The sequence below is a fragment of the Pseudoduganella sp. R-32 genome, assembly GCF_049913245.1.
In the GTDB taxonomy this organism is placed as follows: domain Bacteria; phylum Pseudomonadota; class Gammaproteobacteria; order Burkholderiales; family Burkholderiaceae_D; genus Rugamonas.
In genome coordinates this window covers 932,072-953,144 of sequence record NZ_CP183987.1, presented here as the reverse complement: position 1 = coordinate 953,144, position 21,073 = coordinate 932,072, and the positions used below count along the sequence as shown (strand labels likewise).

Below are 21,073 nucleotides of genomic sequence, written 5' to 3'. Positions count from 1 at the left end.
TCAGCGCAACTTCCCGTAGTTCGGCCAGAACTCCAGCAAGAGGAAGGCCTGCAGCTCTTTCTCATCTTCCTTGCGCGCGCTCATCGGCACATTGCGGCCCAGGCGGTGCGATTCCCAGATGAAGTCTCCCGGTTTCTCCTTGCGGATCATCTCGATCATCTTCTTGACGATTGCCGTTTCGATATCCTTCTCCGAACCCTGGTCCACATGGACCTGCTGCTGCCAGGTACGTTTGAAGTTGGTGCTGAAACCGCGGAACTTGATATCGGCGCCGTTGAAGGTCTGATTGACAATCTGGAACACACCGCCGGTGTCGTTGCGCTCGCCATTGGCGTTACGGCCCTGTGCGCCCATGATATTGGCCAAGGCGCGCGCCTTGCCGGTGGCGCCAGCATCTTCTTCCTGCGCCGGCTGCTGCGAATCGCCCTGGCGCGCACGGCGGCGCTGCTCGATCAGGGCAGCCATGTCCGGCACCGTATCCGGCACCGGCGTCAGCTTGGCCTGCTCGGGCGGCACAATCTTCTCCTGCGGCTTGATGACTTCGGTGATCGCATTCTGGTTTGGCGGCAGGTAGGCACGCGACGAGCGCGGCGTTTCCTTGGACGGCTTTGCCTTCGGCTGCGATTTGGGTTTTGGCTGTGGCGCCGGCTTGCCCGGGGTGATATAGACCATTTCACCGGCCTTGGAAGGCGGCGTAATGTCGATCTTTTCCTTGGGCTTGATGAAATAGATGAGTACGACCAGCAAGTGCAGGCCGATGGTGAAGGCAATACCCCAGCGGTTTGGCTTGCTCGCACCATATTCGAGTACCTTGTCCTGCGGCCATGGCTGGCCGCAGGTCGGGCAGGTATGCCCGTCGTGGGCCGCAAGTTCGGCGTGGGAATGGGTGTACTGGTGCAAGATATTGGCTTTTAACTGAAGATGCTGGGGTGGAAGCTTACCGACTTTCGCCCTTGACGAATGTTACAGGTTGTAAGCGCCGCCCCGCATATTATCAGTGTTTGGCCGCTTTGACGGCCCTGAGCTCGACCGGTTGCACGGCTTCCGTTGCCGATCCATCATCCAGGTCCTGGTCCTTCATCGGACCGCTGCCGGAATATTTATCCAGGAACAGGTAAATCACCGGCGTGATATACAAAGTAATCACCTGGGAGAACAGCAGGCCCCCAATGACCGCCAAGCCCAGCGGCTGGCGCAGTTCGGCTCCAGCACCGAGGCCAAGCGCGATCGGCAAGGCGCCCATCAGGGCCGCCAGCGTGGTCATCATGATCGGGCGGAAGCGCAGGATGCAGGCCTCGCGGATCGCATCCATCGGCGCCTTGCCCTGCTCCCGCTGCGCCACCAGGGCGAAGTCGATCATCATGATGGCGTTCTTCTTGACGATACCGATCAGCATCAGGATGCCGATGATGGCGATCATGGTCAGGTCCATCTTGAAGATCCACAAGGTCAGCAGCGCGCCCACGGCGGCAGACGGCAGGCCCGCCAGGATGGTCAGCGGGTGGATATAGCTTTCGTACAGCACGCCCAGCAGCACATAGATCACGCCCAGCGCCGCCACGATCAGGATCAGCTGGCTGCTTTGGGAATCCTTGAACACAGCCGCATCGCCGCCGTAGCTGGTGATGATCGAGGCTGGCAACCCCATCTGCATGCCCATCTTTTCGATCTTGGCCGTGGCATTGCCCAGCGGGACATCGGGCGCCAGGTTGAAGGAAATCGTGATCGCCTGCAACTGGCCCTGGTGGTTGACCGAGGTTGGGCCCACCGTGCGCTCGACCGTGGCAAAGCTCGACAGCTGCACCAGCTGGCCGCTGCTGTTCCGCACCGACAGCTTGGTCAGCGAATCGTCGAACTGGCGATCTTCGGTCGCCGCTTCCAGGATCACGAAATAGCTGGCGGCCGAGGAGTAGATGGTCGACACCTGGCGCTCGCCAAAAGCGAGGTACAGCGCGGTGCGCACATCGGCCAGCTTGACGCCCAGCATATTGGCCTTGTCGCGGTCGATCTTCAGTTGCGCCTGCAAGCCGCGGTTCTGCGAATCGCTGGTCACGTCGCGGAAATCGGTATCGGCCCGCATCTGGTCCAGGAACTTGGCCGCCCAGTCGTTCAGCGCATCCGGGCTGACCGACTGCAGCGTGTACTGGTAGCGGCTCTTCGAAGGACGGCCGCCCAGCTGCAGGTTCTGCACCGGGCTCAGGTAGACCTGGATGCCGGCAATCTTTTTCGTTTCCTTGCGCAGGCTATCCAGCACCTCGGTCATCTTCTTGCGTTCGCCGCGCGGCTTCAGCACGATGAACATGCGGCCAGTGTTGCCGCCGCTCGTGAACGACGTCACGTCCTTGATATTGGGATTGGCCTGGATCGTGGCCGCCACTTTTTCCTGCAGCTCCAGCATGGCGGAGGTGGAAATGTCTTCCGACGCTTCGGTATTCACGCGGATCTGTCCCAGGTCTTCCTCAGGAAAGAATCCTTTCGGGATCGCGATGTACAGCCAGGCCGTCAGCGCAAAAGTTCCGACGGCGATGCCCAGCACCACGAAGCGATGGTGCAAAGCCAGGTCCAGCGTGCGCGCATAGGCGTCGCGCGTGGCATGGAAGGCGCGCTCGAAGTGGCGGCCGATGAAGGTATCGTCGCCCGATGTTTCATGCGAATCGGCCGGCATGAAGCGCGAGGCCAGCATCGGCACCAGGGTCAGCGACACGATCGCCGACACCAGCACCGACAGGCCGACCACCACGGCGAACTCGTGGAACATCAGGCCCATCACGCCCGGCATGAAGAAGATCGGAATGAACACCGCCACCAGCGAAATCGAAATCGACACGATGGTGAAGCCCATCTCTCTCGAACCGACGAGGGCCGCCTGCAAAGGCTTCTTGCCCAGTTCGATATGGCGCACGATGTTTTCCAGCACCACGATCGCATCGTCGACCACCAGGCCAACCGCCAGCGTGATGCCGAGCAGGGACACGTTGTCCAGGCTGTAGCCCAGCGCGTACAGCAGCGACAGCGCGCCGAGCAGCGAGATCGGCATGGTGACGGCCGGGATGAAGGTGGCAGCCAGGCGGCGCAGGAACAGGAAGATCACCAGCACCACCAGCACCACAGTCAGCGCGAGCGTCAGGTTCACGTCGTGGATTGCCTCTCGGATCGACACCGAGCGGTCGTTGACCAGGTTGATCGACACTGATTCCGGCAACTGGGCGCGGAAGCGCGGCAGCAGCTTGCGCACCGCATCGACCACTTGCACGGTGTTGGCATCGGGCTGGCGTTGTACCAGCAGCACGATGGCGCGCTCGCCGTTGTAACTACCGGCAGCCTTGATCGACTGGTAGCTGTCTTCCACCGTTGCCACTTCCTTCAGGCGCACCGGCTGGCCATTGCGGGTGGCGATGATCAGGTCGGCGAAATCGGCGGCGCGCATCAGCTGGGCATTGCCCTGGATGGTCAGGGTCTGGCTCGGGCCATCGATGGTGCCGAGCGGCGTGTTGGCGTTGGCAGCCTTGATGGCGGCCTGCAGCTCGTCGAGCGTCAGGTTGCGCGAGTTCATCAGGTCCGGCTTGGCGCGCACGCGCACGGCAAAGCGCTTCTGGCCGTTGACCGAGACCTGGGCCACGCCCGGCAGGGTGGACAGGTTGGGCGCCACCAGGTTTTCCGCGTAATCGTTGAGCTCGGACAGGCTCAGCGACGGCGAAGTCATGGTGGCGAACAGCACCGGCGCGTCGGCCGGGTTGACCTTGCGGTAGGACGGCAGGTCCGTCATCTCCTGCGGCAGCGAACGCTGGGCGCGCAGCAAAGCGGCCTGCACGTCGACGGCCGCTTCGTTGACGTTGATCGACGGGTCGAATTCCAGCGTCAGCGAGGTATTGCCAAGCGTGCTGGTGGAGGTGATCATCGACAGGCCGCCGATGGTCGAGAATTGTTTTTCCAGCGGCAGCGCAACCGACGAGGCCATGGTTTCCGGCGAGGCGCCCGGCAGGTCGGCGCTGACGTTGATGACCGGGGTGTTGTAGCTCGGCAGTGCGGCGACGGGGATGTGGGAATAGGCCAGCACGCCCGCCAGGATCAGGCTCAGCGAGAGCAGCACCACCATCACGGGGCGCCGGATACTCAGCTCGGAAAGGTTCATTCTGCCTTACCCTTCTTGTGGGCCTTGCCGTTCTGCGCGACTGCCGGTTCGGCGATGCGGACTTTTCCGCCAGGTCGCAGGTTCTGCTTGCCTTCCACGATGATCTGCTCATCGCCATTCAGGCCGGTGACCGCGGCCAATGCGCCGAAGCCGTGGATGCGTTGGACGTTGACTACCTTGGCCGTCTGGTCAGGCGCAACCGTGTACACAAAAGTACCTTTGGTATTGGTAATAATAGCGTTCTGCGGCACAACCAGTGCATCTTTCAGGGTAGCGACCGTCAGCCTGGTGTTGACGTACTGGCCCGGCCACAGGCGGGTGTCGGCATTGTCGAACACGGCCTTGACGCGGATCACGCCGGCCACCGGGTCAACGGTATTGTCGACAAAGCTGAGCTGGCCTTTGATCGGCTTGTCCGAATTGTTCTGGAACGCTTGCACCGCCACCTTGCCGGCGCGCTGCGCATCGAGCAAGGCCGCCAGGCTCGATTCCGGCACGGTGAAAGCAACGTTGATCGGGTTGAGCTGGGTCACCGTGGTGAGCGAAGTGCTGAGCTGCACCAGGCTACCCGGATAGACATTGATGGCGCCGACGCGGCCGGTCAGCGGCGAACGGATTTGCGTGAAGCTCTGGTCGACCTTGCTGGCGCGGGCGACGGCGATGTCGGCTTCCAGCGTGGCCCGGCTCGAGTCCACCTGGCTCTTCAGCGTGTCGACTGCGCTCTGGGCCAGGAAGTTCTGGGTGCGCAATTCCTGGGCGCGCTTGTACTGGCGTTCCAGGTCGGCCAGGGTGGCGCGGTCCTTGGCCACTTGCGCATCGGCTTTCTCGACGTTGGCCGCCTCGGTGCGGGCGTCGAGCGAGAACATCAGCTCGCCCTGCTTGACGAACTGGCCTTCCTTCACATGCACCTTGACGATGGTGCTGGTGGTTTGCGGGTGCAGGTCGACAGTCGAGATCGGGCTCACGGTGCCATTGGCCGACAACGCCACCGGCACGTCCTGGCGCAGCGGCGCCACCACGTTGACCGTGGTCGGGCCTTGTTCGCCCTTGCCTTTGCCGCCAGCGGCGCTGCCTTGTCCATGCTCGGCGCCCTGCTCGGCCGGGGCCTTGCTCGCATACCAGGCGCCGCCACCGATTGCCACGGCCAGGCCCACCACTACTGCCAGAGTTTTCTTCTTCATGAGAGGTTTAACTATTTTCCTGCATAAAATTCGGGGAACACGAGGGTGGCTTCCAGGCCGCCGCTCGCGTGGTTGGCCAGGCTCAGGCTGGCGCCATGCTGTTCAGCGATATTGCGTGCAATCGTCAGGCCAAGGCCAGTGCCGCCGGACGAGCGGTTGCGCGACGATTCCAGGCGGTAGAACGGCTCGAACACCTGGGCCAGCTGGCCGGCCGGAATGCCCGGGCCTTCATCGCGGATGCGCACTCGCGACGCGCCTGCTTCGCGCTCCACCGTCACGTGCGCGCGCTGGCCATACTTGACCGCGTTGTCGATCAGGTTCACCAGGCAGCGGCGGATGTCGAGCGGGCGGCCCATCAAGTCCATGCCTGCGCGGCCTTTCAGGTCTACCTGCTGGCCGGCGTCGGTGGCGTCGGCGCATACGCTGTCGAGCAGTGCGTCGAGGTCGACGCGCTGCATGGCTTCGGTGGTGTCCATGCTGCGCGCCAGGTCCAGGCCTTCCTTGACCATCTGCTGCATGGCCGACAGGTCTTCCAGCAGCTTGCCCTGCAGTTCCGGGTCCTGCACTTTTTCCAGGCGCAGGCGCATGCGGGTCAGAGGGGTCTGCAGGTCGTGCGTGATAGCGGCCAACATTTCCGTGCGCTGGGCGATGTGCTGGCGGATGCGCGCCTGCATGGCGTTGAAGGCGGCCGAGGCGGTGCGGATTTCCGTCGCGCCGCCCAGCTTGATCGGCGGGTGATTGATGTCGTGACCCAGGTTTTTGGCGGCGACGGCCAGATTCTTTAGCGGACCCATCGTCATGCGGGCCACCAGGTAGGCCAGAACGGCAATGCTGAGGAGGAAGGGAACAAAAGCGGCATATTCATTTTTGCCTGTCGGCGCGGGCTGGCGCGGCGGCAGGATGGACAATTTCAGGTGCTGGCCGTCGGGCATGGTGACCGCCAGCGATTCGCAGGTGCCGCGCCAGGTGCCGGTGCCGGCGCCAAACACGGAGAAAGCCGTGTAGGCGGGCGTCGGGCGCTCGCAGGCATCAGGGCGGTCCAGCAGGGATTGCAGGGTGTATTCCTTGCCGAGGCGGTTGGCCAGGGTGGCGCCGAATTCGCTCATTTCCGGACTGATGCCGGCCAAGTCGTCGAGGACCTCGAGCTTGATGGCGCCCATGCTGGCTACGCGCAGGTATTGGTTGCGCGATTCCGGCAGCACGACAACTGCGGTGGAAATGATTTGCTCGGCACGCTCGAGGGCAAAGAAATCACGATAGCGCTGCAGTGTGCGCTGGCGTTCATTGACAGCGAGGTATTGGGTCAGCGCGGCAGAGGCAATGATGCCCAGCATAAGGACCAGGAATACCCGGCCCGTCATGCCCCTGAAGAACGCTTTCATCAGTCAGGCTCCACCGCCACCGTACCGGCCAGCACATAGCCGCCATTGCGCACTGTCTTGATGATTTGCGGCAGGCGCGCATCTTCGCCCAGCTTCTGGCGCAGGCGGCTGATCTGGATGTCGATCGAGCGGTCGAATGGATCGGCGTCACGGCCCTGGGTCAGGTTCAGCAACTGGTCGCGGTTGAGCACGCGGTTGGGGTGCTCGAGGAAGACCTTGAGCAGGCGGAATTCGGCGCCGGACAGCATGATGACCGTGCCCTGCGGATTGACCAGGTGGCGCGCGGTCAGGTCCAGCACCCAGTTGGAGAAGCGGATGCGGCTGGCTTTCTCGACGCCGCTGACGGCAGCATTGGCGCTGCGGCGCAGCACGCTGCGGATGCGGGCCAGCAGTTCGCGCGGCTCGAATGGCTTGGGCAGGTAATCGTCTGCGCCCATTTCCAGGCCAAGGATGCGGTCCAGCGGCTCGCTGCGCGCGGTCAGCATGATGACCGGCAGGGTCGAGTGGGCGCGCAGCTTGCGGCACAGGGTCAGGCCGTCTTCGCCCGGCAAGTTCAGGTCCAGCACGATCAGGTCGGGCTTGGTGTTGTCGAGCAGCTTCCACATGGCCGCGCCGTCTCCGGCGCCATGGGTGCGGTAACCGTTAGTTTCCAGATAGTCCTGCAACAGCGTGCGGATATCACGGTCGTCGTCGACGATGAGGATAGTGGCAGCATTTTCCATGCGTACAATTATCCCTTGCAACGCTGGCCAAGGGTAGACAGTTTGTATCGCCATGTTTAGATATTGCTTGTCGAAACATGGCGTTACAAAACTCTGGCAGCGCTGATCAGTCTTGAATGATGGTCCAGGTGCCGTTGCCAACAGCCGGGATGTTCCAGACACCGCTCATCTGCTGCAGGCTATCGATCTTGCCGGCGAAGGACGGGCTTCCATCGCTATTGTTGACCGAATTGAAGTACAGCGTTCCGTCAGCATTGACCTTGCCGGTGACATTCAATGCCACGCCGCTGCCGAAGCAACCACCGCTGATGTCGCCATCCCAGTCAATGGCAACGGTGCACGTGCCGGCCACGTTCTGTCCGAACGCCGTGGTGCCGTCGATGCGCCCTTTCCAGTTGCCGATAAAGCGCAGCGTGGTATCGAACTTCCGCGCCAGCTTCTGCTTCGCATAACCCTCCAGTACCTCAGTCTGGGTCGCGGCACGACTGGCACCGGTAAGTTTATTGGTCCTGGTGATATTGCTGACACATTTGACATCGATTCCCAGGTCGGTTTCCCACCAGCAGATGCGATCGGCAACTGTTCGGAAATTGCCGTCTTCGTCAGTTTCATTGCGGCTTATCTTATGGGCCATAAAGACTCCGGCCGGAACGGTTACCTGCTCAATCGCCAAAACGCTGTCTTTGAACTCAATCGAGGTCTGCGTGGCAGGATTAAACGAACACTGGGCTTGAACAACGCCGGAATATTGCCAGTTCATGCCCACGGCCACGGCATACGGCGCCACCAAATGAAGTGGCGGGTTCGTCGTCTCCGTGCATTCGCCATAGCTCACGCGCAGCGAACGTCCCAGGCTGTCCAGATCCATTGAATTCATGCTCGAGGTAAAGACCGGGGAAACTGTCGCATTCGCATAATCGGAAAAGTAATTGACCGTTGCCGCGCCATCGCTCCCTACGCTACGAAAATGCTTGGTGCTGTAACTGTAACCCTCTTCGCCGGTGTTCTTGTCACGCGTTGTGGTTTCCCATGTGAAGTAGTCCCCCACGGTCGCCTTCGCCGCTACAAAAGTTTGGGGGGCCGCAAGTGGTGGCACCGAGCTGTTTCCACCACTGGAGCCCCCCCCACAACCGGCAAGCACGCCTGCCACCGCCAACACTGCCAAGCCACACTTACGCATCGATTCCCTTTGAGACAATTATTAAACGAAAAACCAACAATATTGCCATAAAGTAATCAAAAGCGCAACATCTAGATACAAAGTCCTTGCTCCGGGACACTTGTCCGAAACAGGAAAACGGGAAGATGCTTCCATGTGCAGTGCGAGTGCACATTCAATTGTGTTCAATACTGAAGGGATAAATCATGAAAACCTTGCATAAAGCATTCGTCATCGGCGCAGCGGTTATTGGTTTTGGCGCGGCAGCTTTGCCGGCTATGGCAGAAGAGGCTCCCCAGCATCAATATGCGGCCACTAAATTCGATCCGGTCAAAATGCAGGAGCGTATGGACGCGCATGCCAAGCGCATGCACGATACGCTGAAGATCACGCCGGCCCAGGAAGGTGCATGGCAGGCTTATTTGTCGGCGCTGAAATCGAATATGCCGCAGCGCGGCCAGTTCGACCGCGCTGCATTCAAGAATATGCCGGCGCCGGAGCGCATGGAAAAGCGGATCGAAATGGCGAAGGCCCATGTGAGCCGCATGGAGAGCAACCTGGCAGCAACCAAGACTTTCTATGCCGTGCTGACGCCGGAACAGCAAAAGCTGTTTGATGAAAAAGCTGGCCGCTTCGGCCAGCGTCGCCACGGCCACACGATGCGCCACCACGGCTAAAAACAAAGGGCGCCAAACGGCGCCCTTTTCTTCATCAATTCAGCTTTTGCAGGGATCGCAGGAATTTCTCTGTATCCTGGAATCCGATAACCCGCGAATCGGGAATTTCCTGGCCGGCGGCATCAAACATGATAATGCCCGGCGGCCCAAATAAGGTGAACCGCTGCAACATGGCCTTATCCGCCTCGTTATTCTCCGTCACATCGACCTGCAGCAAAATCGTATTCGCCAGTTTCTGCTGGACCGCCGGATCGATAAAGGTCAGCTTTTCCATTTCCTTGCACGACACGCACCAGTCGGCATAAAAGTCCAACAGCACGGTTTTGCCGCCGGTTTGCGCCAGCACCACATCCAGGTCCGCCACGGTCTTGATGCGGGTGAATTGCAGGTGGCGGTCGGCGCGGCCGGCCAGTCTTTCGATCGGGTGCAGTGGATCGGCGCTGCCGGTCGCCAGGCCAGCGACCTGGATCAAGCCCAGGCTGGCAAACAACACGCCAAATACTTTAGGAAGCCACTTGCCACGCTCATGGGTCAGCAGGAAGAATGCATAGCCCACGCCAAGCAGCGCCCAAGCAATCATTTGCAATTTCCCTGGCAGGACCGGCCCAACCAGCCATAAAGCCATGGCCAACATGACTACACCGATGAAGCGCTTGACTGCCTGCATCCACAGGCCAGAACGCGGCAAGGCACCGGCGGAGAGGCCGATCAGCAGCAGTGGAATACTCATGCCGACGGCCATCGAAAACAGCGCGCCGCCGCCAACGACGACGTTGTGCGTCTGGCTGATGTACACCAGCGCGCCCGCCAGCGGTGGCGCAACGCATGGGCCTACGATCAAGGCAGATATCGCCCCCATGCCAAAGACGCCAGCCAGCTTCCCGCCCGATTGTCGATTCGACACGCTGGCCAAACGCGATTGCAGGCCGGCCGGCAATTGCATGTCGAATAAACCGAACATGGACAGCGCCATGCCTGCGATAAGCAATCCGGAAGCGCCGAGGACCCAGGGATTTTGAAGTTCAGCGGCCATGCTTTGTCCAGCCATGCCGGCAGCGATGCCGAGCACCGTGTACACCACCGCCATACCGAGGGAGTAGCTGAGGGACAAGACCAGGCCGCGTGAGCGGTTCGCTCCCGCCGCATCGCCCAGAATGATCGTCGAAAGAATTGGGAACATCGGCCACACGCACGGCGTGAAGGACAAGCCCAGGCCCAGCAGGATAAACAGCGGCGCGATGACCAACAAGCTGCCACCTTTCAGGGCCGATTCGATCTTGCCCATTTCACTTTCGCCCGAAGCTGCTGGCGCTGCCGGAGACGCTACGGCGGCTGCAGCCGCTGGCGTATCGATGCCAGCTGACGCAGGCGCGCCTGGAACACTTTGCAGGCCAGTCGCGCCGCGCTGCTTCGTTCCGATACCAAACACGCCACCATTCGCTGCGCTGGCGCCGCCGACCACCATCAGCCGCGCCGACGATTCCATCGGCGAATAGCACAGGCCCTTTTCCGAGCAGCCCTGGCTGGTGGCCTTCAGCGTGAATGGTCCGGGCGCTTCGACCGGAATCACGATCGTCACCTGGTGGCGATAGGTCTCCACGTTCTTGGCAAAGGTCTCGTCGTATTTCACCTTGCCCGGCGGGATTTGCGGCTCGCCCAACGTTGCGCCGTCGGCAACGAACTTGAAGCGCTCGCGGTACATGTAATAGCCGTCCGCGATCTCATAAGTGACGGCGATGGCCTTGCCCTCCACCACTTTGGCGGAAAACTTGAATGCTACCTGGGGATCGAGGAATTCCTCGTCGGCCCGCGCCGCACCGGCAAACAGGAGAACAAAGAGCGAGAGCGCGGCGAACAGCCACGCCTGGAAGGAGGACGCTTGTCGGTGCATGGTCTTGAGCGGTGAATCGATCGGGCACGCCAATGGTACACCGGGCGGCTTAACGCTGCTTTAAGCTGTTACCAGCAGAAATAAAAAAAGCCGGGCAATGCCCGGCTTTTCAATAAACCTGTCTGAGATTACTCAGCGGTTGGTGCCTCGTCAGCGGAGCTGACTTCTGGACGGTCCACCAGCTCAACGAAAGCCATTGGAGCGTTGTCGCCATGACGGAAACCCATTTTCAGGATACGCAGGTAGCCGCCGTTGCGGTTGGCGTAGCGTGGGCCCAGTTCAGCGAACAGCTTCAGAACCATCTCGCGGTCGCGCAGACGGGAGAAAGCCAGGCGCTTGTTGGCCAGGGTGTCGGTCTTGCCCAGGGTCAGGATTGGTTCCACAACGCGACGCAATTCCTTTGCCTTTGGCAGGGTGGTCTTGATCGCTTCGTGACGCAGCAGCGAAACAGTCATATTGCGCAGCATTGCCAGACGGTGGGACGAGGTACGGTTCAGTTTACGGAGGCCGTGACGGTGACGCATGGTACTTCCTTTCGATAATGTTTAAATCCGAGATCTTCGATCGCCTTGGCAAGCCTCGGCGCGGTCCGGTTATGGTTAAAGTTACTGCTAATCAGTTGGTAACAGGGCAGAACATCGCTGCGCGATGTCCAGCACTGTCACCAATTTGTTACTTATTTCTCCAGACCAGCCGGCGGCCAGTTCTCGAGTTTCATGCCCAAGGTCAGGCCGCGCGATGCCAGCACTTCCTTGATTTCGTTCAGCGACTTGCGGCCCAGGTTCGGGGTCTTCAGCAGCTCGTTTTCGGTGCGCTGGATCAGGTCGCCGATGTAGTAGATGTTTTCTGCTTTCAGGCAGTTGGCCGAACGCACGGTCAGTTCCAGGTCGTCCACTGGACGCAGCAGGATCGGATCGACCATTGGAGCGCGCGATGGCGCTTCAGCGGTGGTTTCGGTGCCTTCCAGGGCAGCAAACACGTTCAGCTGGTCGACCAGCACGCGGGCCGATTGACGGATCGCCTCTTCCGGGGTGATCACGCCATTGGTTTCAATGTTGATGATCAGCTTGTCCAGGTCGGTACGCTGTTCCACGCGCGCCGATTCGACAGCGTAGGAAACACGGCGCACTGGCGAGAACGAAGCGTCCAGGATGATGCGGCCGATGGTCTTGTTGGCGTCTTCCGACAGGCGACGCACGTTGCCAGGAACGTAGCCGCGGCCTTTTTCGACCTTGATCTGCATGTCCAGCTTGCCGCCAGCGGTCAGGTTGGCGATCACGTGGTCCGGGTTGATCAGTTCCACGTCGTGTGGCAGGTCGATGTCCGACGCCATCACTGGGCCTTCGCCTTCCTTCTTCAGGGTCAGGGTCACGGAGTCACGGTTGTGCACCTTGAACACGACGCCCTTCAGGTTCAGCAGCAGGTCCACCACGTCTTCCTGCACGCCGTCCAGCGAGGAGTACTCGTGAACGACACCGGCGATGGTGACTTCGGTCGGCGCAAAGCCGGTCATCGAAGACAGCAGCACGCGGCGCAGCGCGTTGCCCAGAGTGTGGCCGTAGCCGCGCTCGAACGGCTCCATCACGACTTTGGCGTGACCGTGGCCCAGGGCTTCAACATCGATAATACGTGGTTTCAACAAGCTATTTTGCATGTAAATGTCCTTTTCATTACCCTCGGCTCGTTACACCGATAAGGCTGATGGCATTAAATGGAAAAGGCGGGACCGCGTCCCGCCTTGGTACAGCACCCGAGATTAACGGGAATACAGTTCGACGATCAGCGATTCGTTGACGTCAGCAGCGATTTCGTTGCGCTCTGGCAGGGACTTGAAGGTACCTTCCATTTTCTTGGAGTCAACCGACACCCAAGCTGGCATGCCAACTTGTTCAGCCAGCGACAGGGCTTCAACGATACGGGTCTGCTTCTTCGACTTTTCGCGCACGGCGATCACGTCGCCGGTCTTCACGTTGTACGAAGGGATGTTCACCACGTTGCCGTTCACGGTGAAGGCTTTGTGGGACACCAGCTGACGCGCTTCAGCGCGGGTCGAGCCGAAGCCCATGCGGTAGGCAACGTTGTCCAGGCGGGATTCCAGCAGGGACAGCAGGGTTTCGCCGGTTGGGCCCTTGCGGCGCTCAGCTTCAGCGAAGTAGCGACGGAACTGGCGTTCCAGCACGCCGTACATACGCTTGACCTTCTGCTTTTCGCGCAGCTGGTTGCCGTAGTCGGAGGTGCGGGCGCCGGATTTCACGCCGTGCTGGCCTGGCTTGACGTCCAGTTTGCACTTGGAATCCAGGGAGCGGCGTGCGCTCTTCAGGAACAGGTCGGTGCCTTCACGGCGGGACAGTTTTGCTTTTGGTCCGATATAACGTGCCACGGTATTTTCCTTAATGATGTAAATGACGCCCCAGCCGCATCGGGATGCGGTTAGGCGCTAGCCTGGCTCACTTTCAGCGCAGGCGGTGGCTCAACATTGCCAGTCCGGCCACGAAAAGCGGCGCGGAAAGGCAAAAATAGCCGGACAGTATAACCGTTTCCGGTTCACTGTTCCAGCGATTTTGACTTCTGAAAAACGGTGGCCGGTCCACACCAGACCGGCCATTGTCTTGCAGATATTAGATGCGACGACGCTTAGGAGGACGGCAGCCGTTGTGCGGCACTGGGGTCACGTCCTGGATCTCGGTGATCTTGATGCCCAGGTTGTTCAGTGCGCGAACAGCGGATTCGCGGCCAGGACCAGGGCCCTTGATGCGAACTTCCAGGTTCTTCACGCCGCATTCCTGCGCAACTTTACCAGCGGCTTCAGCAGCAACCTGCGCTGCGAACGGGGTCGACTTACGCGAACCCTTGAAGCCAGCACCACCGGAGGTCGCCCACGACAGAGCGTTGCCCTGGCGGTCGGTGATGGTGATGATGGTGTTGTTGAAGGAAGCGTGAACGTGTGCGATACCTTCAGCGACGTTCTTCTTGACTTTCTTGCGTACGCGAGCGGCTGCTGCGGAGCTTTGTTGCTTAGCCATAGTAGTTCCCTAGATTATTTCTTCAGCGATTGAGCGGCTTTGCGCGGGCCCTTGCGGGTACGTGCATTGGTGCGGGTGCGCTGACCGCGGACCGGCAGGCCCTTACGGTGACGCAGACCACGGTAGCAGCCCAGGTCCATCAGACGCTTGATGTTCATCGACAGTTCGCGACGCAGGTCGCCTTCGACGATGAACTTGCCGATTTCTTCACGCAGCTTTTCCAGCTCGCTGTCGTCCAGGTCCTTGACCTTCTTGTTGGTTGCAACGCCGGCTTGTGCGCAGATGAACTGCGAACGAGGACGGCCGATACCGTAGATCTCGGTCAGGCCGATAACGGTGTGCTTATGGTTTGGGATGTTAACCCCTGCAATACGTGCCATTCGTTATTCCCTCGAATTAACCTTGACGCTGCTTGTGACGAGCTTCCACGCAGATTACGCGGACCACGCCCTTGCGCTTGATGATCTTGCAGTTGCGGCAGATGCGCTTAACTGAAGCGTTAACTTTCATGATTGCACTCTCTTATGTTCGAAATTGCTTAATTAATTACTTTGTCCGGAACACAATACGGGCCCGGCTCAGGTCGTACGGCGTCAATTCAACCGTGACCTTGTCGCCAGGGAGAATGCGGATATAGTTCATCCGCATTTTACCCGAAATGTGGCCGAGTACCACGTGGCCGTTTTCCAGCTTTACTCGAAAAGTTGCATTGGGCAAGTTCTCCAGGATCTCGCCCTGCATCTGAATTACGTCGTCTTTTGCCATTTATCGTGTCGGAAGTCCGCCCTTGAAGTTAGCTTTGCGCAGCAGCGATTCATATTGCTGCGACATCACATAGTTTTGCACTTGAGCCATGAAGTCCATGGTCACAACTACAATAATCAACAGCGAAGTACCACCAAAATAGAACGACACCTTCCACTGGGCTTGCATGAATTCCGGCAGCAAGCACACGGCGGTGATGTACACGGCGCCCGCCAGGGTCAATCGCATCAGGATCTTGTCGATGTAACGGGCTGTCTGCTCACCGGGACGAATCCCTGGCACAAAGGCCCCGCTCTTCTTCAAGTTGTCCGCAGTTTCCTTGCTGTTGAACACCAGTGCGGTGTAGAAGAAGCAGAAGAAAATGATTGCCACGGCGTACAGCAGTGCATGGATTGGCTCACCAGGAGCCATCGACGCAGCCAGATCTTTCAGGAAGCGGACCACTGGGTTAGAGGTGTCCGCACCTTTCGAAAACCAGTCCACGATGGTAGCCGGGAACAAGATAATCGACGAAGCGAAGATCGGCGGAATCACGCCTGCCATGTTGAGCTTGAGCGGCAGGTGGCTGGTCTGCCCACCGTAGATCTTGTTACCGACCTGACGTTTGGCGTAGTTGACCAGGATCTTGCGCTGACCACGTTCGACGAACACCACCGCGTAGGTAACCGCAGCTACCAGGACCACGATGAGGATCCCCGAGAAAGCGTTGATCTGGTTGTTGCTGACCTGGGTGAACAAGCCACCCAACGCATTTGGCAGACCAGCCGCGATACCGGCGAAGATGATGATCGAGATGCCGTTACCAAGGCCACGCTCGGTAATCTGCTCGCCCAACCACATCACGAACATGGTGCCGGTCAGCAGCGTCACCACGGTGACGAAGCGGAAGCCCATGCCAGGGTCGATCACCAGGCCAGGCTGGGCTTCCAGCGCGACCGCGATGCCGAACGCCTGGAACAAAGCCAGACCGACAGTTGCATAACGGGTGTACTGGGTAATCTTGCGACGGCCCGATTCACCTTCTTTTTTCAGCGCCTCCATGGTCGGCGACACGATCGACACCAGTTGCATGATGATCGAGGCCGAAATGTATGGAGTAATGCCCAGGGCAAAGATCGTGAAACGCGACAGCGCGCCACCGGAGAACATGTTGAACATGCCCAGGATGCCGTTCTGCTGCGATTCAAACAACCGTGCCAGCTCTACCGGGTTGACACCCGGAACAGGGATGTGTGCACCGATACGGTACACCACCAGAGCGCCCAGCAAAAACCACAGCCGGTTCCAAGGGAAGCCGGCGGCGGCGGATTTAGCAAGCTGTTGGTTCGTTGCCAATTTTCGCTCCGATTAAGCTAGCTGACTCAGGCTACCGAGCCGCCAGCTGCTTCGATGGCTGCTTTCGCGCCAGCGGTCACCTTCAGGCCTTTTACGGTCACTGCTTTGGTGATTTCGCCGGAAGCGATCACACGTACGTCGCGTGCCAGAACATTCAGCACACCGGCCTGTTTCAGCACCAGGATGTCGACTTCACCGACAGCCAGGGCGTTCAGGTCGGACAGACGCACTTCAGCCTTGAAAGTGGCATTCAGGGATTTGAAGCCACGCTTAGGCAGACGACGCTGCAGAGGCATTTGACCGCCTTCGAAGCCGACTTTGTGGAAGCCGCCCGAACGCGATTTCTGACCCTTGTGGCCGCGGCCTGCGGTTTTACCCAGGCCGGAGCCGATACCGCGGCCAACGCGGCGCTTAGCGTGCTTCGCGCCTTCTGCTGGTTGAATGGTATTCAGTTGCATTGTTTTCTCCAGTTCCTAAGGGTCGCTTAGGAAACGACTTTAACGAGGTAGGCGACCTTGTTGATCATGCCGCGCACAGCAGGAGTGTCCTGCAGTTCGCTGACAGAGTTCACACGACGCAGGCCCAGGCCACGCACGGTAGCGCGGTGGTCTTGACGGGTGCCGATCAGGCCCTTCACCAGTTTGACTTTGATAGTGCTCATTGAAGTGCCCCCTATTAACCCAGGATCTCTTCAACCGACTTGCCGCGCTTGGCAGCGATGTCAGCTGGAGTGCTCATTTTGGCCAGGCCGTCCAGGGTGGCGCGCACCAGGTTGTATGGGTTGTTCGAACCGGTGGATTTTGCCACCACGTCGGTCACGCCCATCACCTCGAAGATAGCGCGCATGGCGCCACCAGCGATCACGCCGGTACCTGGCTTGGCTGGCGACATCATCACTTTCGACGCGCCGTGGCGGCCGGTGACGGTGTGCTGCAGGGTGCCGTTCTTCAGAGGAACCTTGATCAGGTTGCGGCGGGCTTCTTCCATTGCCTTCTGCACACCGACCGGAACTTCCTTCGACTTGCCCTTGCCCATGCCGATGCGGCCATCGCCGTCACCAACCACGGTCAGCGCTGCGAAGCCCATGATGCGACCACCCTTGACCACTTTGGTCACGCGGTTGATCGCGATCATTTTTTCGCGCATGCCATCATCCGGCTTGTCGGATGCCATTTTTGCTTGCATTTTTGCCATGATCGTACCCTTAGAACTTCAGGCCAGCTTCACGCGCGGCTTCAGCCAGCGCCTTGATGCGGCCGTGGTAACGGAAACCGGAGCGGTCGAAGGCGACTTCGGTGATGCCCGCTTTCAGTGCTTTTTCTGCGACACGCTTGCCAACCAGTGCGGCAGCGGCGGCGTTGCCACCCTTGCCAGACTTGCCAGCCAGCTCGGCGCGCACTTCCGCTTCCACGGTCGAGGCCGAAACCAGAACTTTGGCGTCCGGGCTGATCAGGTTCGCGTAAATGTGCAGGTTGGTGCGGTGGACCGACAGGCGGTTCACTTTCAGTTGCGCGATCTTGATGCGAGTTTGACGTCCGCGGCGCAGACGAGATTCTTTTTTGTCCATCGTCAGCCCCTAATTACTTCTTCTTGGTTTCTTTGAGCTTAACCACTTCGTCCACATAGCGGACACCCTTGCCTTTGTATGGCTCAGGGGAGCGGTAAGCACGCACTTCGGCGGCAACCTGGCCAACCTTTTGGCGATCAACGCCAGAGATGATGATCTCGGTTGGGGTCGGGGTTGCGCACTTCACACCGGCAGGCATGTCGTGAACGACCGGGTGCGAGAAGCCCAGGGACAGATTCAGCTTGTCGCCTTGAGCCTGGGCTTTGTAGCCCACGCCGACCAGGGACAGCTTCTTCTCGAAGCCCTTGGTAACGCCCACGACCATGTTGTTGACCAGGGCACGCAGGGTGCCGGACATGGCGTTCGATTCACGGCTGTCGTTCACCACGTCGAAGGACAGGGTGCCAGCGTTGTTTTCAACTTTTACCAGGCCGTTCAGGCTCTGGGTCAGGGTGCCCAGCGGGCCCTTGACGGTGATCGCTTGTGCGGAGATGGCAACTTCGGCGCCAGCAGGCACAACGATCGGCATTTTAGCTACACGAGACATTGTGTTACTCCTTAAGCCACGAAGCAGATGACTTCGCCACCAACACCGGTAGCGCGCGCCTTGCGATCGGTCATGACGCCTTTCGGGGTCGACACGATTGCCACGCCCAGGCCGTTCATCACGGTTGGGATCTCATCTTTGCCTTTGTAGATACGCAGGCCTGGGCGCGAAACACGTTCCAGACGCTCGATCACAGGACGGCCTACATAATATTTCAAACCGATTTTCAGTTCCGACTTGCCCTCGTTGGTGGACACGGCGAAATCTTCAATGTAACCCTCGTCTTTCAGGACGTTGGCAATCGCAACTTTCACCTTCGACGATGGCATAGCCACGGAGGTCTTTTGCACGGTCTGTGCGTTGCGAATACGGGTCAGCATATCGGCGATAGGATCGCTCATACTCATTGCTTATTCTCCTATTACCAGCTGGCTTTGGTCATACCCGGGATTTCGCCACGCATGGCGAATTCACGGAGCTTGATACGACCCAGGCCGAATTTACGGAAGGTGCCACGTGGGCGACCGGTGACCTGGCAGCGGTTGCGCTGACGGGTTGGAGCCGAGTTACGCGGCAGGGCCTGCAGTTTCAGGCGCGCTTCGTAACGCTCTTCTTCCGACTTGGTCTGGTCATCAATGATGGCCTTCAGAGCGGCGCGCTTGGCAGCAAACTTGGCTACCAGGTCAGCACGCTTCTGTTCACGGTTAATCAGTGCGAGTTTTGCCATGATCGTTTAGTTCCTGAACGGGAATTTAAAGGCGGCGAGCAGCGCTTTGGCTTCGTCGTCGGTCTTCGCGGTGGTGGTGATCGAAATGTTCATACCACGCAGTGCGTCGATCTTGTCGTACTCGATTTCCGGGAAGATGATCTGTTCTTTCACGCCGATGTTGTAGTTACCACGGCCATCGAAGGATTTGCCAGACACACCACGGAAGTCACGCACGCGCGGCAGGGCCACGGTGATCAGACGGTCCAGGAATTCGTACATGCGGGCGCCGCGCAGGGTCACCATGGTACCGATCGGGTAGCCTTCGCGGATCTTGAAACCTGCGATTGCCTTACGGGCCTTGGTCACGACTGGCTTCTGGCCGGCGATCTTGGTCAGGTCGCCAACAGCGTGCTCGATGATTTTCTTGTCAGCCACGGCTTCCGAGAGACCCATGTTCAGGGTGATCTTGGTCAGGCGCGGCACTTCCATCACGGAGGTGTAACCGAATTTACCGGTCAGCTCAGCGACGATCTTGTCTTTGTACAGTTGTTGCAGACGGGCCATTTCTGATTACCCTTTCACTACTTCGCCGTTCGACTTGAAGACGCGGACTTTTTTACCGTCCACTTCCTCGAAGCCTACGCGATCTGCCTTACCGGTCGCAGCGTTGAACAGGGCAACGTTGGACACGTGAATAGGCATGGTCTTGTCAACGATGCCACCTTGAACACCAGTCATCGGGTTCGGCTTAACGGCTTTTTTAGCCACGTTAACGCCGTCCACCACGACGTGCTCAGCGTCTACACGCTGGGTCACTACGCCGCGCTTGCCCTTGTCCTTACCAGTCAGGACGATGACTTCGTCGTTTTTGCGAATCTTATCCATTGTCTGACTCCTTACAGGACTTCCGGTGCCAGGGACACGATCTTCATGAACTTCTCAGTGCGCAGTTCACGCGTCACTGGGCCAAAGATACGGGTACCGATTGGTTCCAGCTTGTTGTTCAGCAGGACAGCGGCATTGCCGTCGAACTTAACCAGGGAACCATCCTGGCGACGCACACCCTTAGCGGTGCGCACAACCACGGCGTTATAAATTTCACCTTTTTTGACACGGCCGCGAGGCTGAGCCACCTTAACGGTGACCTTGATCACGTCGCCGATGCCAGCGTAACGGCGCTTGGAACCGCCCAACACCTTGATGCACATGACTTCCTTGGCACCGGTGTTGTCGGCTACTTCGAGCCGGCTTTCAGTTTGAATCATAGTTATCTCTTTCCCAACTTAAGCCGAAGAATCCACACAATGCGGACATCGGTCAGTCTTGGTCCCGCCAGCAAACACAATGTTTGCTGATTGGGTGCTTGATCTTCATACAAGTACTGACCGCTATCGCGTCTGCGGAGAGAAACTTTGCGGCGGATACATGGACGAAGCCCGCAAGTATCACATAAAACCTGCGGGCCTGCAAGAACTAATTAAATTGTGGCCGGGAACTCACGCTCCCGGCTTGCAACTTACTTAGACGATTTGTGCAGCTTGCACTACACGGGTCACCGTCCACGCCTTCGTTTTGGAGATCGGACGACCTTCCACGATCTCTACCGTATCACCGGCTTTGACCTGGTTGGTCTCGTCGTGCGCGTGGTACTTGGCGCTACGAACGATGATCTTGCCATACAGAGGGTGCTTGACGTGACGTTCGATCAGAACGGTAACGGTCTTGTCCATCTTGTCGGACACGACTTTACCGATCAGAGTACGCTTCAGCTTAACTTGTTCGGTCATTTCGCTTCCTTCGAGTTCATTACCGTTTTCACGCGGGCGATGTCGCGGCGGACCTTCTTCAGCTGCGAGCTGTTGCCCAGCTGCTGGGTAGCAGCTTGCATACGCAGACCGAACTGCGCCTTCAGCAGGTCGTTCAGTTCTTTCTGCAGTGCAGCCTGGTCTTTGCCACGGAGTTCAGATGCTTTCATATTTCACT

Annotated in this window: 28 protein-coding genes; 1 reads left to right on the top strand and 27 read right to left on the bottom strand. The window is 59.1% G+C overall.

The features are described from left to right. From ACN9MU_RS04425 to ACN9MU_RS04400, 6 genes are all read right to left on the bottom strand, one after another. The gene (locus ACN9MU_RS04425) at positions 1-900 is read right to left on the bottom strand and encodes a cell envelope integrity protein TolA (RefSeq protein ID WP_426344223.1); all 900 of its coding nucleotides are present in this window, start codon (positions 898-900) and stop codon (positions 1-3) included. Between the two features lie 94 nt (positions 901-994). Further along, the gene (locus tag ACN9MU_RS04420) at positions 995-4,132 is read right to left on the bottom strand and encodes an efflux RND transporter permease subunit (RefSeq protein ID WP_426320717.1); all 3,138 of its coding nucleotides are present in this window, start codon (positions 4,130-4,132) and stop codon (positions 995-997) included. Further along, on the bottom strand, positions 4,129-5,313 hold the full coding sequence (locus ACN9MU_RS04415) for an efflux RND transporter periplasmic adaptor subunit (protein ID WP_426320715.1): 1,185 nt from the start codon (positions 5,311-5,313) through the stop codon (positions 4,129-4,131). Before ACN9MU_RS04415 ends, ACN9MU_RS04420 begins: the two co-directional genes overlap by 4 nt. An 11-nt stretch (positions 5,314-5,324) precedes the next feature. After that, the gene (locus ACN9MU_RS04410; RefSeq protein WP_426320713.1) at positions 5,325-6,695 is read right to left on the bottom strand and encodes an ATP-binding protein; all 1,371 of its coding nucleotides are present in this window, start codon (positions 6,693-6,695) and stop codon (positions 5,325-5,327) included. After that, complete coding sequence (locus ACN9MU_RS04405) at positions 6,695-7,417, bottom strand: response regulator (protein ID WP_426167787.1); 723 nt, start codon at positions 7,415-7,417, stop codon at positions 6,695-6,697. The genes ACN9MU_RS04410 and ACN9MU_RS04405 overlap by 1 nt, the downstream gene beginning before the upstream one ends. Positions 7,418-7,523: 106 nt before the next feature. Beyond that, a complete protein-coding gene (locus ACN9MU_RS04400) occupies positions 7,524-8,513 on the bottom strand; it encodes a hypothetical protein (protein WP_426344222.1) in 990 nt (329 codons plus the stop codon). Positions 8,514-8,782: 269 nt separating this feature from the next. Here ACN9MU_RS04400 and ACN9MU_RS04395 point away from each other — a divergent pair, with 269 nt between their 5' ends. Continuing rightward, a complete protein-coding gene (locus ACN9MU_RS04395; RefSeq protein WP_426344221.1) occupies positions 8,783-9,253 on the top strand; it encodes a Spy/CpxP family protein refolding chaperone in 471 nt (156 codons plus the stop codon). Positions 9,254-9,287: 34 nt separating this feature from the next. Here ACN9MU_RS04395 and dsbD read toward each other — a convergent pair whose 3' ends face one another. The 21 genes from dsbD to rpmC all read right to left on the bottom strand — a co-directional run bounded on the left by dsbD (position 9,288) and on the right by rpmC (position 21,065). Beyond that, the gene (gene dsbD / locus ACN9MU_RS04390) at positions 9,288-11,144 is read right to left on the bottom strand and encodes a protein-disulfide reductase DsbD (RefSeq protein ID WP_426344220.1); all 1,857 of its coding nucleotides are present in this window, start codon (positions 11,142-11,144) and stop codon (positions 9,288-9,290) included. 128 nt (positions 11,145-11,272) lie between these two features. Beyond that, on the bottom strand, positions 11,273-11,668 hold the full coding sequence (gene rplQ / locus ACN9MU_RS04385; RefSeq protein ID WP_130315940.1) for a 50S ribosomal protein L17: 396 nt from the start codon (positions 11,666-11,668) through the stop codon (positions 11,273-11,275). A 152-nt stretch (positions 11,669-11,820) separates the two neighbouring features. Beyond that, the gene (locus ACN9MU_RS04380) at positions 11,821-12,798 is read right to left on the bottom strand and encodes a DNA-directed RNA polymerase subunit alpha (RefSeq protein ID WP_130315941.1); all 978 of its coding nucleotides are present in this window, start codon (positions 12,796-12,798) and stop codon (positions 11,821-11,823) included. Between the two features lie 102 nt (positions 12,799-12,900). Continuing rightward, on the bottom strand, positions 12,901-13,524 hold the full coding sequence (rpsD, locus tag ACN9MU_RS04375; RefSeq protein WP_342118631.1) for a 30S ribosomal protein S4: 624 nt from the start codon (positions 13,522-13,524) through the stop codon (positions 12,901-12,903). 238 nt (positions 13,525-13,762) lie between these two features. Next, entirely contained in the window at positions 13,763-14,167 is a 405-nt protein-coding gene (gene rpsK, locus ACN9MU_RS04370; protein ID WP_028101645.1) for a 30S ribosomal protein S11, read from the bottom strand. A gap of 14 nt (positions 14,168-14,181) precedes the next feature. Next, complete coding sequence (gene rpsM / locus ACN9MU_RS04365; protein ID WP_028101646.1) at positions 14,182-14,547, bottom strand: 30S ribosomal protein S13; 366 nt, start codon at positions 14,545-14,547, stop codon at positions 14,182-14,184. Positions 14,548-14,563: 16 nt separating this feature from the next. Next, entirely contained in the window at positions 14,564-14,677 is a 114-nt protein-coding gene (rpmJ, locus tag ACN9MU_RS04360; RefSeq protein ID WP_082507582.1) for a 50S ribosomal protein L36, read from the bottom strand. A gap of 36 nt (positions 14,678-14,713) precedes the next feature. Beyond that, positions 14,714-14,932, bottom strand: coding sequence for a translation initiation factor IF-1 (gene infA, locus ACN9MU_RS04355; protein WP_005663428.1), 219 nt, complete (start codon positions 14,930-14,932; stop codon positions 14,714-14,716). Further along, a complete protein-coding gene (gene secY / locus ACN9MU_RS04350; protein WP_130315943.1) occupies positions 14,933-16,267 on the bottom strand; it encodes a preprotein translocase subunit SecY in 1,335 nt (444 codons plus the stop codon). A 26-nt stretch (positions 16,268-16,293) separates the two neighbouring features. Beyond that, positions 16,294-16,725 carry a 50S ribosomal protein L15 gene (gene rplO, locus ACN9MU_RS04345; RefSeq protein WP_028101648.1) on the bottom strand — a complete coding sequence of 144 codons (432 nt, stop codon included), beginning with the start codon at positions 16,723-16,725 and terminating at the stop codon, positions 16,294-16,296. 26 nt (positions 16,726-16,751) lie between these two features. Next, entirely contained in the window at positions 16,752-16,928 is a 177-nt protein-coding gene (rpmD, locus tag ACN9MU_RS04340; protein ID WP_035373423.1) for a 50S ribosomal protein L30, read from the bottom strand. A gap of 14 nt (positions 16,929-16,942) precedes the next feature. Then, positions 16,943-17,461, bottom strand: coding sequence for a 30S ribosomal protein S5 (gene rpsE, locus ACN9MU_RS04335; protein WP_057264732.1), 519 nt, complete (start codon positions 17,459-17,461; stop codon positions 16,943-16,945). Between the two features lie 10 nt (positions 17,462-17,471). Then, entirely contained in the window at positions 17,472-17,834 is a 363-nt protein-coding gene (gene rplR / locus ACN9MU_RS04330; RefSeq protein ID WP_028101651.1) for a 50S ribosomal protein L18, read from the bottom strand. Positions 17,835-17,847: 13 nt separating this feature from the next. Continuing rightward, positions 17,848-18,381, bottom strand: a complete 534-nt coding sequence (rplF, locus tag ACN9MU_RS04325; RefSeq protein ID WP_130315944.1) for a 50S ribosomal protein L6 — start codon at positions 18,379-18,381, stop codon at positions 17,848-17,850. An 11-nt stretch (positions 18,382-18,392) separates the two neighbouring features. Beyond that, positions 18,393-18,788 (bottom strand): 30S ribosomal protein S8, encoded by a 396-nt coding sequence (gene rpsH, locus ACN9MU_RS04320; RefSeq protein ID WP_130315945.1) that lies wholly within the window; start codon positions 18,786-18,788, stop codon positions 18,393-18,395. Positions 18,789-18,802: 14 nt separating this feature from the next. Beyond that, positions 18,803-19,108, bottom strand: a complete 306-nt coding sequence (gene rpsN, locus ACN9MU_RS04315) for a 30S ribosomal protein S14 (RefSeq protein ID WP_055937643.1) — start codon at positions 19,106-19,108, stop codon at positions 18,803-18,805. A gap of 6 nt (positions 19,109-19,114) precedes the next feature. Beyond that, positions 19,115-19,654: a 50S ribosomal protein L5 gene (rplE, locus tag ACN9MU_RS04310; RefSeq protein WP_028101655.1), complete on the bottom strand. Its 540-nt coding sequence runs from the start codon at positions 19,652-19,654 to the stop codon at positions 19,115-19,117. Between the two features lie 6 nt (positions 19,655-19,660). Next, complete coding sequence (rplX, locus tag ACN9MU_RS04305; RefSeq protein ID WP_426344219.1) at positions 19,661-19,975, bottom strand: 50S ribosomal protein L24; 315 nt, start codon at positions 19,973-19,975, stop codon at positions 19,661-19,663. A gap of 11 nt (positions 19,976-19,986) precedes the next feature. Beyond that, positions 19,987-20,355, bottom strand: a complete 369-nt coding sequence (gene rplN / locus ACN9MU_RS04300; protein ID WP_028101657.1) for a 50S ribosomal protein L14 — start codon at positions 20,353-20,355, stop codon at positions 19,987-19,989. Between the two features lie 255 nt (positions 20,356-20,610). After that, on the bottom strand, positions 20,611-20,877 hold the full coding sequence (rpsQ, locus tag ACN9MU_RS04295) for a 30S ribosomal protein S17 (RefSeq protein WP_055937633.1): 267 nt from the start codon (positions 20,875-20,877) through the stop codon (positions 20,611-20,613). Next, complete coding sequence (gene rpmC, locus ACN9MU_RS04290) at positions 20,874-21,065, bottom strand: 50S ribosomal protein L29 (protein WP_028101659.1); 192 nt, start codon at positions 21,063-21,065, stop codon at positions 20,874-20,876. Before rpmC ends, rpsQ begins: the two co-directional genes overlap by 4 nt. Positions 21,066-21,073 lie beyond the last annotated feature (8 nt).

Coding starts and splice junctions, on each gene's coding strand:
- rpsQ (WP_055937633.1), bottom strand. CDS start 20,877: ATGACCGAACAAGTTAAGCTGAAGCGTACTCTGATCGGTAAAGTCGTG.
- infA (WP_005663428.1), bottom strand. CDS start 14,932: ATGGCAAAAGACGACGTAATTCAGATGCAGGGCGAGATCCTGGAGAAC.
- rpmJ (WP_082507582.1), bottom strand. CDS start 14,677: ATGAAAGTTAACGCTTCAGTTAAGCGCATCTGCCGCAACTGCAAGATC.
- rpsN (WP_055937643.1), bottom strand. CDS start 19,108: ATGGCAAAACTCGCACTGATTAACCGTGAACAGAAGCGTGCTGACCTG.
- rplN (WP_028101657.1), bottom strand. CDS start 20,355: ATGATTCAAACTGAAAGCCGGCTCGAAGTAGCCGACAACACCGGTGCC.
- ACN9MU_RS04405 (WP_426167787.1), bottom strand. CDS start 7,417: ATGGAAAATGCTGCCACTATCCTCATCGTCGACGACGACCGTGATATC.
- rpsK (WP_028101645.1), bottom strand. CDS start 14,167: ATGGCTAAGCAACAAAGCTCCGCAGCAGCCGCTCGCGTACGCAAGAAA.
- ACN9MU_RS04380 (WP_130315941.1), bottom strand. CDS start 12,798: ATGCAAAATAGCTTGTTGAAACCACGTATTATCGATGTTGAAGCCCTG.
- rpsE (WP_057264732.1), bottom strand. CDS start 17,461: ATGGCAAAAATGCAAGCAAAAATGGCATCCGACAAGCCGGATGATGGC.
- ACN9MU_RS04410 (WP_426320713.1), bottom strand. CDS start 6,695: ATGAAAGCGTTCTTCAGGGGCATGACGGGCCGGGTATTCCTGGTCCTT.
- rpsH (WP_130315945.1), bottom strand. CDS start 18,788: ATGAGTATGAGCGATCCTATCGCCGATATGCTGACCCGTATTCGCAAC.
- ACN9MU_RS04420 (WP_426320717.1), bottom strand. CDS start 4,132: ATGAACCTTTCCGAGCTGAGTATCCGGCGCCCCGTGATGGTGGTGCTG.
- ACN9MU_RS04395 (WP_426344221.1), top strand. CDS start 8,783: ATGAAAACCTTGCATAAAGCATTCGTCATCGGCGCAGCGGTTATTGGT.
- rplO (WP_028101648.1), bottom strand. CDS start 16,725: ATGCAACTGAATACCATTCAACCAGCAGAAGGCGCGAAGCACGCTAAG.
- rpmD (WP_035373423.1), bottom strand. CDS start 16,928: ATGAGCACTATCAAAGTCAAACTGGTGAAGGGCCTGATCGGCACCCGT.
- rpmC (WP_028101659.1), bottom strand. CDS start 21,065: ATGAAAGCATCTGAACTCCGTGGCAAAGACCAGGCTGCACTGCAGAAA.
- dsbD (WP_426344220.1), bottom strand. CDS start 11,144: ATGCACCGACAAGCGTCCTCCTTCCAGGCGTGGCTGTTCGCCGCGCTC.
- ACN9MU_RS04415 (WP_426320715.1), bottom strand. CDS start 5,313: ATGAAGAAGAAAACTCTGGCAGTAGTGGTGGGCCTGGCCGTGGCAATC.
- rplF (WP_130315944.1), bottom strand. CDS start 18,381: ATGTCTCGTGTAGCTAAAATGCCGATCGTTGTGCCTGCTGGCGCCGAA.
- rplX (WP_426344219.1), bottom strand. CDS start 19,975: ATGGATAAGATTCGCAAAAACGACGAAGTCATCGTCCTGACTGGTAAG.
- rpsM (WP_028101646.1), bottom strand. CDS start 14,547: ATGGCACGTATTGCAGGGGTTAACATCCCAAACCATAAGCACACCGTT.
- rplR (WP_028101651.1), bottom strand. CDS start 17,834: ATGGACAAAAAAGAATCTCGTCTGCGCCGCGGACGTCAAACTCGCATC.
- rplQ (WP_130315940.1), bottom strand. CDS start 11,668: ATGCGTCACCGTCACGGCCTCCGTAAACTGAACCGTACCTCGTCCCAC.
- rplE (WP_028101655.1), bottom strand. CDS start 19,654: ATGGCCCGTCTGCAACAACTGTACAAAGACAAGATCGTCGCTGAGCTG.